This window comes from uncultured Campylobacter sp. (genome assembly GCF_937997595.1).
GTDB lineage: Bacteria > Campylobacterota > Campylobacteria > Campylobacterales > Campylobacteraceae > Campylobacter_B.
This window is the reverse complement of record NZ_CALKTS010000297.1, coordinates 1-10,808: the sequence shown is the minus strand read 5'-3', so window position 1 is coordinate 10,808 and position 10,808 is coordinate 1. Positions and strand designations below refer to the sequence as shown.

The following is a 10,808-nucleotide window of genomic DNA, read 5'->3' as shown; positions in this document are numbered from 1 at the left end:
ACCAGCTCCTTCGTGCTTAGGCGTAGAGCTGGCTCGTCCTGCTCGCGGCGGGATTCCGCGATCATCTTGACGCCTAAAAACGATAAAATTCCAAACGCGACGAAGTGATCGATCTGCGCGATAAATTTTACGAAATTTATCCCCAAAGCGTAGCCCGCAAGCGGCATTATAAACTGAGCCGCCGCATAGAAAAACGCGACGCGCGCGATCTGTGCAAATTTAAAATTCGGATATTTCGCGCCGTTTGAGATACTAAGCGCGATGCTGCCCATCGCAAGCGCAAAAGCGATGAGTAAAAGCTCCATATTTAGCCCTTTTGGTATTATAAAAGCGTTGATTATACATTAAAATTTTCGAAATAAAATAATCAATCTTTAATTAGGGAAAAACTTTGCTTAAAAAATTAATCTTTTGTTTATTGCCGCTATTTGCGACTGCTAGCTGGGAAGAGGTCGCCGTAAAGGGGCTGGACGTGATGCTTAGTGCGGGCGCGGGCGATAGCGAAAATTTTAAAAACTCACTAAGCACTTTGATAGAGCGTGCCGCAAATGAATACGAACGCACTGGCGTGCAGGATTACGAGCTCGATCTGCCTAGCTACATTACCGAGCGCGCGGGCAAAAAAAGCATCGCCGTGCAGAATATGCAAAGGCTGGCGAGCAAGAAGCTAAGTCTTGCCGTAGAGCCGATCAAAAAGCTCCTACTCGCTAAAATAAAAGATATGTCCGAAGCCGATACTAAGGCGGTAATGAGCGGCGAGGTGCTATTCAGCCACTATCTGCGCACCAACGCCTTTGATGAAATTTACGAAATCATTCGCCCTTTGGCACGTGAACTAGGAGCCGACGCGAGCTTTGCTAAAAGCTTTAAAAGTGCCGTTGGACGCGAGCCTGGAGACGATTTTAGTAGCGAATTTAGCAGCGCCTTTATCAACGAAAGCTTCGATTTTTTAAGCAAAAACGAAAGGGAGTTTCGCAAAAACTCGGGCGCGATTTTAAACGCCATAAAGACGATCAGATAGGCGCGACCGCACTAAAATCTCGGCGAAATTTTACTTCAAATTATGAAAAATTCTATCTCGGAGCTCGCGGAAAATTTTAATTCAAAATCCGCTTTAAATTTTATCTCAAATCAGACGTGCAAGCGTGCGAAAAACACAACACCGGACGGCGCAGTAAATTTTGCTCCAGCTTCCCGCTTCAAAAGAAATTTCAAATTTCAAGACGCGAATGTCCGGTTAAATTCTATCCGCGGAAGAAATTTAAAATTTTATCCCACTTCGGCTGGTTTTGCCGCACGCAATTGTGCCTCGGTCGGTTTTGCCGTGCACAGTCTCGTCGCGCCCTATTCCGCCCTGCGCGTCAAAAATCTTGAAAGAAAATCCACTTTAAATTTCGCGACTCTTGTGCTAAATTTAAAGCCCACGCAAATTCCGAACTGCGCCGAAAATAAAGCTTTAAATTCCGCAAAAGCCCCCACAATAAATCCTTGCGAAAATTCCGCAAGAAATTTCAAACGAAATTTTATGGGAAATTCCACTCATAGTAGCGCAAATAGCGAGAGTTCGCTAAATCGTGCGAGCGCCGTAGACGAGCCAAATTTAAGCCCCGCAAAAAGCCTCGCCGCCGCTCATACGCGACGCTCAAAGAAAATTTTACCGATATCATTGCAAAGGGCCACGGCTTCGCTCAAGCGCTGCAGGGGTTTGGATTGAAAAATTTTGAGGCGCGGAATTTCGCGAAGAAATCTAATTCGGCAGAGAATTCTAGCTCTGCTCGAAGCTTAAATTTCGCGCAGAATTTCGATTTCGCGCAAAGCTCTGATTCTACGCAGAGCCCTGCTGCCGCGCAAAATTCTGCCTCTACGCAAAACTGCACGCAAAGCTCGAATTCCGCGCAGAGTTTCGGGCAAAATTCTAATTCCGCGCAAAGCCGCGCGCAAAACCCCGCTCCGCCTAGCAGGCTGTGGGATCTGGGGCTGCTTTTCGTAGCGATCGTTTGGGGATGCACTTTCGTACCTGTTCAGCGGGCGCTGCATAGCGGCGACGTTTTCAGCTTTTTGTTTTGGCGCTTTTTGGCGGCGAGCATTTTTACCTACCTCGCCTGTCTGCGCTTCGGCGTCAAATTTGACCGCGGCACGATAGGGCGGGGCGTGTTTTGCGGGCTGATGCTGTTTTGCGATTTTTCCTGCCAGACCATAGCGCTTGATTATGCGCTCTCCTCGACGGTGGCGTTTATTTTGGGGCTTAACGTCGTCATCGTGCCCTTTTTAATGCTTGCGTTTTTCGGCAAAAAAGTCGGTGCGAGCGCCTTTGGCGGCGCGGTCGTGGCGCTTTTGGGGCTGTATTTTTTAAGCGGAGCAAGCGGCGCGGTGGGATTTGGCATAGGCGAGCGGCTGACGCTAGTTTCGGCGTTTGCATACGCGCTTCACATCGTCTTTACCGGCGTCTGCGCGCGCAAAAGCAATCTCTATGGCTTCGTGATCGTGCAGTTTATCTGCGTCTGCGTATGCGCGCTGATCGCGGCGGTTTTCGCTCCTCACGCGGAGTTTGAAGGCGAGATAAGGGTGATTGGAAATTTAATCTTTTCGCCGAGCTTCGATTTCATTTTCGCGCTGGTTTTGACCTCGATCTTTGCCACCGTTGCGGCGTTCGTGATCCAAACGATGGCGCAAAACCGCGGCGTAAGCGAGATAAAAACGGTGCTGATTTTCGCACTGGAGCCCGTAAGCGCGGGCATAATGGGGTATGCCTTCGGCGAGAAGCTAAGCGCGCTTCAAATTTTAGGCGCGGCGCTGATACTCGCGGGCATCCTGCTTAGCGAGCTGGGCGGGCTCTTAGGCGCGAAGTTTGCTAAAGATCGAGCTTGCGAAAAAGCAGACCGAGGCGACTAGGATTATCGAAGCGCCGCTGGTTAGGTTGAGCTTAAAGCTCAAAATAAGCCCCGCCGCGCAAAAGAGCGCCGATAGCGCGCAGCTTATCGCCATCATCGAGCCTAGGCTTTTTGAAATTTTTTCGGCGATGAAAGGTGGGATCGTCATCAGCGAGATTACCAAGATTAGTCCTACGATCTGAATCGACGCGACCACCGCAAGGCTCGCCATCACTACGAGGACATAGTAAAAGACGCTAGTATTTACTCCGCGCAGCAGGGCGAATTCCTTATCGAAGCTGATCGCTAAAAACTGCCTGTAAAAGCACGCCGTAAGCGCCGCAAATGCCGCGCCGCAAATGCCGATGAAGATTAAATTTTCGTGATTTATCGCTAAGATCGAGCCGAATAAAAAGCTCATCAGATCGGATTTGTACCCGGGCGTAAGATCGGCGAAGATTATCCCCAGCGCCATTCCAAACGCCCATATCGCGCCGATTACGGCGTCGAAGCGTTCGGTGTTTCGCAGCGTGACGTAAGCGATTAGCAGCCCCAAAAACAGCGCAAATACGCTAGCTCCCAGCACGGGCGAGATGCCTAAAAACAGCGCGATGCCGATGCCGCCGTATGCGCCGTGCGCGATGCCGCCTGCGATGAAGCTCATGCGATTTATCACGACTAAAGAGCCCACGACGCCGCAGACTATACTGACCAAAAGCCCGCCGAGTAGGGCGTTTCGCATGAAATCGTAAGATAAAATTTCAGCCATTTTCGCCCTCCTTGCAGCAGCATTCGTTAAGCGCGAGATCGACGGCGCAGAAGTGCCCGTGCTCGCGTCGTAGGTGATCTAAAAATTCCGCCCTGCCGCCAGGATCGATCTCGTGAGTGTGCGCCGAGCCGTTTGCGACGTAAAGAGCGCGGTTTGCGTAGTTTAGCGCGAGCTGTACGTCGTGGCTGATTAGAATTATGCCGCAGCTGCCCTCGTTTAGGGATTTTAAAAGCTCGTAAATTTGAACCTGCCCCATCGTGTCGATGCTTGCTAACGGCTCATCAAGAAGTAAAATTTTAGCCTTTGCGCACAGCGCTCGCGCGATGTAAACGCGCTGTCTCTGCCCGCCGCTAAGTTCGCTGATACGGCACCCTGCAAGGTCTTGCATGCCTACGCGCCCCAGGGCTTGCATGGCTTGCTCGCGCTCGGATTTAGAGTAAAAGCCGAAAATTTTCTTATCTATCAGCCCCATTAAAACGACTTCGAGCACGCTTATGGGAAAGCTTTTGTTTATCGCGATGAACTGCGGCACGTAGCCCATTTGCGCCCTAGCAAGCGCGGGCGATCTGCCTAAAATTTCGATCGTGCCCGAGCTTGGTTGTAGCAGCCCCAAAAGCAGCTTCAAAAGGGTGCTTTTACCACCGCCGTTGGGTCCGAAAATCGCTAAAAAATCGCGCAGCTCGTAGCTTAGGTTTATATCTTTTAAAATTTCGCGTTTTTCGTAAGCAAAGTTTAAATTTCTTATCGTCACGTCCGCCATGAACGCCCTTTCGCCTAGATTTTGAAAGCATTTATTATAGCCCAAATTCGGAAAAATTGCCAAATTTTGCTATTATTACAAAAAATTTAAAGGCTAGCGGTGGAGAAAATCGGCGAAAAAACACATGAAAATAGCTGGGATAAAAAGTCCGAAAGTTACGCTAAATTTAGCGGCGAGTTAGGGGATTTCGGCAAGCGGGTGTTTGAGATACTGCGCGGCTGGGGCGCGAGCTTTGCTGGCAAAAGCGTGCTCGATGTGGGCGCCGGTACGGGGGTTTACTCGCTGTATCTCGCGTCGCTGGGCGCTAAAGTGACGGCGATCGATAGCTCGGAGGGGATGCTGCGCGAGCTAAGGCGCAGCGCGGAGAAGTTTGGCATCAGCTTGCAAAACGTATTAAATTTAAGCTTTGCGGAGTTTTGCGAGCGGCTGAGCCGCGATGGTTTTGCAGGCGCGGCGGGCGAAAATTTTAAAATTTATCCGCGCTCGCAAAGCGAAATTTCAAACGCGCAAGCTCAAGAAGCGCGGGCTTTAAATTTTAAAGACGCTGCGAGCAAAAACCGAGGGAGCGAAAATTTTAAAATTCCCGCAGTTTTTGATATCGCCTTTCTTACGATGAGCCCTGCACTGAAGAGCACGGAGGATTTTGAGGCGTTTTTGGCTTTGGGCGAGCGTAAAATTTATCTAAATTGGGCGAGCGAGCGCAATTCCTCGATGCTAGCGCCGCTGTTTGAGCGCTTCGGTACGGGGCATAAAAGGCTTGCTACCGCCGCCGAAAAGTTTGAGGCGCTGCTTGGCGCGCGCGACATCAAATTTAAAAGTGAAATTTTAACCGATAGGCGCGAGCAAAAGCGCAGCCTGAAAGAAGCAGTGCAAAACGCCGCGTGGCACCTGCATATGGACGGCGCGGAGGCTAGCGAGCACGAGATCGAGGAGCTTTTGAAAAAGCGGGTTAAAGGCGGGATGATAAGCGATGAGATCGAAGCGAGCTTTAAGCTGTTTTATATTTAGCCTGGCGCCCGTTTTGGGGCTTTGCGGCAATCTTTTTACGCCGCTTGAGATGCCTAAATACGACCCACAAAAGGCGCGGCTGGGCGCAAAAATTTTTACCGATGTAAGATTTAGTAGCAAAGGCCGCTCCTGCGAGAGCTGCCACAACTTCTATCTAAACGATTCGGGCGCTTCGGTGCGCGATGGACGCGTGCCTACGCTCATAAATTCTTATTATTTTGACCGCTACTTAGGCGATTATAATTTCGCGGGCTTTGAAGCGCGGATCGCGACATCTGTTTTTGACAAGAATGAACTGGACGCGAGCGAAGATAGAATTTTAGAGCTTATTAGGAAGAATTTAGCCTACAAGCAGGCTTTTGAAAGTGCTTACGGCGAGGCGAATACGGCGAACTTCATTGATGCGCTGAAGGAATTTTTAAAGTCCAAAACGGCGATAAATTCCAAATTTGACCGATTTTTGCGCGGCGAGGTTAAGCTAAATGATGCTGAATATAACGGATATGTGCTTTTTGTGCGGCTATGCTCGGCATGTCACAACGGCGTTAGCCTAGGCACCAGCAGCTTTACTAAAATTCGCCCAAGCGTAGAAGAGGAGGATGCGCCTAGACACAGGCTCGCTTCCGATGGATTTGAGCTGCGCCGCGTGCCTAGCTTGCGCAATATCACGCAAACCGCGCCTTACGTAAACGGGCAGACGGATTTGCGTCTTGCGGTGCGGCAGATCGCAAAGGATCTGCTAAAATACGATCTTAGCGATGGGGAGCTTGATGCTTTGATGAGCTTTTTAGCTACGCTTAAAGGCGATATGACGGAGGCGCAGGATGAAAGATAAGATAATGTGGGCTTTGATGGTGGGGATTATGATATTAGGCATAATCATCGCCGGGAATTATTTCTCGTCGCTAAGAGATGTAGCGAGATTTAGCACGATTTCGCGCGAGCTAGCTTTGATCGATAACGCCGATAACCGCTTAAATATATTATTTGATGCAAAGATCGCAAGAAGGGACTTTTCGATTGCAAATGCCGATATGCGCGGCATCTATCAGGTGCTGCAAGCCTTACAAAAAGACAAAATCATCGATAAAATCGGACTTAGCAGCGATGTGCGCGCGATCGGAAGCGCTTTTAGCGATAAAATTTCACTTTTGGACGAGCTTGGGGCTTTAAATTCGCAGAATTTAATCCTTTTTCAAAGTCTGCAGCAAAAATTTTTATCCAGTGGCGCAAATGCGCAAAGAGCAAATCTCTACTCTCAAATTTTAGGGCTTAATTATAAAAATCGCTCCGAGATCTCTGCTTTAAAAAGTGCGCTAGAAAGCGCAGATGCGTCAAGCCCCGACGAAGCTGCGTTTATAGGAATCGCACGGCAAATTTTAAGGAATTTCGAGCGGCAAAATATCATTGTAAGCGATAATCTCTCGTTGCTTAACGAGCGCTTCGCAAGCCTGCGCGAGCGATTTTCTTACGCTAGCGAGGAATTTTACGGCTCGTTTATGCAAATGACGATGCTTTACACGGCGGTGTTTTTGTCGTTTTTACTGCTTACTTACATCATAAATTCCGATGCTTTGCGTAGTAAACGCGCCCTCGCGCCCTATCACGCACTATGCGAACAAGCAGGCGAAGCGATAGTTTTAGCAGATCAAAACTTTAAAATTTTATACGCTAATAAAGGCGTGCTTAACTTAAGCGGCTACGAACAAAGCGAGCTGCAAGGGAGCGATCTTGGAGTTTTGATGCCCAAAGATAAGGGGACCGAACTTCCTACGATGGTAAATAAAAGCGCCAAAGATACGCGCCTGCTTCGCAAAAACGGCGAACTAGCCGATGTGAGCCTAAGGCTAGCAAATATCGCGGCTGCATCCAAGCCGCCGCTATATGCGCTTTACGCTCATGACATCGGCGAGCGCGAGATTATGAAGCTAGCTCTTGCGAGCGCAAAGGAGAGCTTAAACAATCAAGTCTATATCGATCATCTTACGGGCCAGGGCAACGAAGCAGCGCTATATGAGCTAATAAACGCCGAAAAAACGGGCGTAGCGATCTACATCACTATCGTAAATTTTGCAAATTTACGGCTTTTTTACAAGGCGGAGACGACGAATGAAATTCTGCGCTCCTTTGCGCGTACGCTTGCGATGTGTATCGAATCGCACGAGATCAAAGCTAGTATCTTTCGCATCCAATCGGATGAGTTTTGCCTATTTTACGAGGGACTAAATGTCGCGCGCGACGTGGAGATCATAAATAAATACTTCACCGACAAGGTTTTTAATCTCCATACCACCGAGGGCTTTGCGTCCGCGCCTTTAAATATCACTATGGGCGTAAGCGAGCGCGCCGACGTGGCAGGTGGCGCAAATAGGGTCTTTCAGGCGGTCATGGCGATGTATGAGGCGCAGAGTAAAAACGAGCGCGTGGGCTTTTATTCTCGCCCAAATGCGATTGAGGAAAAATATCTTCAAAACCAGATTATGATCAACACCATTCAAAATGCGATCAAGAAAAATCAAGTCTTTGTGCTTGTTCAGCCCATATTTGATATCACCCACCGCGATCCTAGTGGTAACACCTACGGCACCGAGGGCGGTGATTATGTCCCGTTAGTATATGAAATTCTAATCCGCCTAATCGACCGTTCGGGCAAGACGCGCTGCCCTGGTGAGTTTATCGATATCGCAAAGCAAACCTCGCTCTACATCCCGCTAACTCAGGTCGTAATAAACGAAGCCTTTCGCTTGCTAGACCGCTTCGCAGGGACTTGCTTTAGCATAAATCTTTCATATTTTGACATCGCAAACGAAGGTATCAAGGAGCTTTTAGAGCGCAAGCTCGCATCCAGCCCAAATGCTTCAAATCTATTTATTGAAATTTTAGAAAGCGAGGAATTTGACGATTACGAGAGCCTACGCAGCTTCATCGCCGTAGCCAAAAACTATGGCTGCAAGGTCGCGATAGACGATTTTGGCAGCGGATACTCCAACTACTATAGAATTTTAACGCTCGACGTGGATTACATAAAGATCGACGGAGCGCTCATCAAAAATATCGCAAACGACAAAAACTCGCGCGCTATCGTCGAAACCATCGCTAACTTCGCGCGCAAGCAGGGCTACGAGCTCATCGCAGAATACGTAGAAAACCACGAAATTTCAATCATCTTAGAAGAGATGGGGATTAAATATATGCAAGGCTACTTCTACAGCAAGCCGATGGAGCCTTCGAGGATAAAATTCTAATCTCATCTCGCCGCGACTTTATAGCCCGCCTCTTTAAATTTATAGCCCAAAGATCGCCTTCGTAAGGCGAGAAATTCTGTTTTAGCAAGCCGCTGCTTTAATTTATACGGAATTTATCTTGCAAATACTACGCGGTTTTATCGCGAACTTATGGCGCGCCTTATAGCTAGGATTGGCTTGGCAAATGAAATGAGGGCTAAATTTAAAATTTTGATAGCGTATTTATGGATGAAATTTTGCGAAGTTCAAAATTTTAAAATTCCAAGCCGTAGAATTTTAAAATTTGAAATGTGCGAGCTGCAAATTTAAGGCTAAATTTTAAAATTCCGTAGCGATAAAATTTTAAATTCCGCGCCTTAAACCCGCCTGCAAATTTTAAAATTTTATGGCGCAAATTTTCAATTCATTCATACAATAAACATTTCGCGCGAGCTTTGTAAAAATAAAAATTTTAACGAGCTTTGCTCTAAGTAGCGATAGAGCTTTCAAATGCAGGCGGAATTTTTAAGTGCAAACTTTCTTGCTTTCAGCGAGAATGAGCTTAAATTTTAGGCTTTAGCCCATTAGCTCAAGCAAATTCGCTCTAAGCCTTCATACTCCCCGTATCTTTAAATCTTTGATGCCACGACAGCGCCTCGCTTAAGATGTGTGGAGTATGCCCCGCACAGGGCTGCGCACATGCCCGCTCGAAATAATCTCTCAGCGCGTCTTGGTAAGTGGGATGCGCGATGCTTATCATCGCGCGAGCACGCTCACGAGGGCATTTGCCGCGCAGATCGGCGATGCCGTATTCGGTGATGATGACTTGAGTGTCGTGCTCGGTATGATCAACGTGACTCACGAACGGCACGATAGCGCTGATCGCGCCGCCTTTAGCTAGCGACGGGCTAAGAAATAGCGACAAATATCCGTTGCGAGCGAAGTCACCGCTACCGCCGATGCCATTTTTCATCTGCGAGCCCATGACGTTAGTGGAGTTTACGTTGCCGTAGATGTCTGCCTCTAGCATGCCATTCATCGACACGACGCCAAGCCTTCTGATAAGCGCTGGCGAGTTGGAGATATCTTGTGAACGCAGTATGATGTGCTTGCGGTAGAAATCGATGTTTTTTTGAAATTCCTCGACACCTGCGGGGCTAAGCGATAGCGCTGTGGCACTTGCAGTACCTACGACGCCTCTTTTGATGAGATCTAGCATGCCGTCTTGGATCACCTCGGAGTAGCACTGCAGACCTTGGTAGCCAGCATTTTGTAGCGAGCTAAGCACGGCGTTAGCAACGTTGCCGATACCAGATTGTAGCGGCAGTAGCTTCTTTGCGGGAAGTCTGCCACAAGCCTCCTCGTTTTTTAAGAATTTTACGACGTTGCGCCCGATCGCACTTGAAATTTCATCCACGGCGGTGAAATTATTGACGCGATCATGCGTCCTAGCCTCTATTACAGCGATTACTTTGGCAGGATCTACATGCATATAGGGGCTACCTACGCGATCGCCTACGTGCTTGATCGGCAGATCCATAGCATGCGGCGGCAGGCGCAGATCCGTAACGTCGTGAATGCCCTCCAGCTCAAGCGGCTGATAGTAATTCACTTCTAAAATCACGCGATCGGCGATATCGAGCCAGGCTTGGTTGTTGCCTAGCGATGTGGACGGCACGAGCACGCCGCTTTCTTTAATCGCCACTACTTCGATCACGGCAAAGTTTAGATGTGGAAAAAAGCCAGCTTTAAGCTGCGCGGCAAGGCTTGATAGATGCACGTCCGCGTATCGCACGGCGCCGCTATTTATCGCACGGCGCATATCGGCATCCGTAAAAAACGGCGCACGAAAGCTCACAGCACCTGCTTTTGCCAAAACTCCGTCTAAAAGCGGATCGGTCGATGCGCCCGTAAAAATTTCGATTTGATAGGGCTCGCCTTTTTCGTGCAGCGCCGTCGCTCGTTGCGCCAGAGCCTGCGGCAGCGCTAGTGCGCAGCCCGCCCCAACAAAGCCGCTAAAGCCCACCGATGCGCCGTTTGAAATCAGCTCGCAGGCTTTCTCGGCGCTCATAATTTTTGATTTTAGATATTCGTTTTGCACGCGTGAGTTCATTTTCCATCCTAGCCGTGATTTGGGCGAAATTATAATATTTTTGCGCTAAATTTCAAAATCTAAA

At 48.6% G+C, this 10,808-nt stretch carries 11 protein-coding genes; 7 read left to right on the top strand and 4 right to left on the bottom strand.

Annotation, left to right across the window (positions count from 1 at the left end):
- The coding region (locus Q0614_RS09980; RefSeq protein ID WP_298788434.1) for a manganese efflux pump at positions 1 to 305 on the bottom strand (305 nt) is incomplete at its 3' end.
- An 86-nt stretch (positions 306 to 391) separates the two neighbouring features.
- On the opposite strand from Q0614_RS09980, the gene Q0614_RS09975 reads away from it, so the two are divergent.
- Genes Q0614_RS09975 through Q0614_RS09965 form a run of 3 tightly spaced genes read left to right on the top strand, consistent with a single transcriptional unit; the run spans position 392 to position 2,892 of the window.
- Positions 392 to 1,021, top strand: coding sequence for a hypothetical protein (locus Q0614_RS09975; RefSeq protein WP_298788433.1), 630 nt, complete (start codon positions 392 to 394; stop codon positions 1,019 to 1,021).
- Between the two features lie 42 nt (positions 1,022 to 1,063).
- A complete protein-coding gene (locus Q0614_RS09970) occupies positions 1,064 to 1,714 on the top strand; it encodes a hypothetical protein (RefSeq protein ID WP_298788431.1) in 651 nt (216 codons plus the stop codon).
- Entirely contained in the window at positions 1,711 to 2,892 is a 1,182-nt protein-coding gene (locus Q0614_RS09965) for a DMT family transporter (RefSeq protein ID WP_298788429.1), read from the top strand. Before Q0614_RS09970 ends, Q0614_RS09965 begins: the two co-directional genes overlap by 4 nt.
- Here Q0614_RS09965 and Q0614_RS09960 read toward each other — a convergent pair.
- Together Q0614_RS09960 and Q0614_RS09955 are read right to left on the bottom strand one after the other, a co-directional pair.
- Positions 2,836 to 3,639, bottom strand: coding sequence for a metal ABC transporter permease (locus Q0614_RS09960; RefSeq protein WP_177388780.1), 804 nt, complete (start codon positions 3,637 to 3,639; stop codon positions 2,836 to 2,838). The two genes, Q0614_RS09965 and Q0614_RS09960, sit on opposite strands and share 57 nt — an antisense overlap.
- Positions 3,632 to 4,399, bottom strand: a complete 768-nt coding sequence (locus Q0614_RS09955) for an ABC transporter ATP-binding protein (RefSeq protein ID WP_298788427.1) — start codon at positions 4,397 to 4,399, stop codon at positions 3,632 to 3,634. The genes Q0614_RS09960 and Q0614_RS09955 overlap by 8 nt, the downstream gene beginning before the upstream one ends.
- Before the next feature lie 99 nt (positions 4,400 to 4,498).
- Here Q0614_RS09955 and Q0614_RS09950 point away from each other — a divergent pair, with 99 nt between their 5' ends.
- The 4 genes from Q0614_RS09950 to Q0614_RS09935 all read left to right on the top strand — a co-directional run bounded on the left by Q0614_RS09950 (position 4,499) and on the right by Q0614_RS09935 (position 8,961).
- Positions 4,499 to 5,407, top strand: a complete 909-nt coding sequence (locus tag Q0614_RS09950) for a class I SAM-dependent methyltransferase (protein WP_298788425.1) — start codon at positions 4,499 to 4,501, stop codon at positions 5,405 to 5,407.
- The gene (locus Q0614_RS09945) at positions 5,370 to 6,242 is read left to right on the top strand and encodes a cytochrome c peroxidase (protein WP_298788423.1); all 873 of its coding nucleotides are present in this window, start codon (positions 5,370 to 5,372) and stop codon (positions 6,240 to 6,242) included. Before Q0614_RS09950 ends, Q0614_RS09945 begins: the two co-directional genes overlap by 38 nt.
- Positions 6,232 to 8,652 carry a GGDEF domain-containing phosphodiesterase gene (locus Q0614_RS09940; protein WP_298788421.1) on the top strand — a complete coding sequence of 807 codons (2,421 nt, stop codon included), beginning with the start codon at positions 6,232 to 6,234 and terminating at the stop codon, positions 8,650 to 8,652. Before Q0614_RS09945 ends, Q0614_RS09940 begins: the two co-directional genes overlap by 11 nt.
- A 177-nt stretch (positions 8,653 to 8,829) precedes the next feature.
- Entirely contained in the window at positions 8,830 to 8,961 is a 132-nt protein-coding gene (locus Q0614_RS09935) for a hypothetical protein (protein WP_298788419.1), read from the top strand.
- Between the two features lie 274 nt (positions 8,962 to 9,235).
- On the opposite strand, the gene Q0614_RS09930 is transcribed toward Q0614_RS09935, so the two are convergent.
- Positions 9,236 to 10,744 carry a succinate CoA transferase gene (locus Q0614_RS09930; protein ID WP_298788417.1) on the bottom strand — a complete coding sequence of 503 codons (1,509 nt, stop codon included), beginning with the start codon at positions 10,742 to 10,744 and terminating at the stop codon, positions 9,236 to 9,238.
- Positions 10,745 to 10,808: the final 64 nt, after the last annotated feature.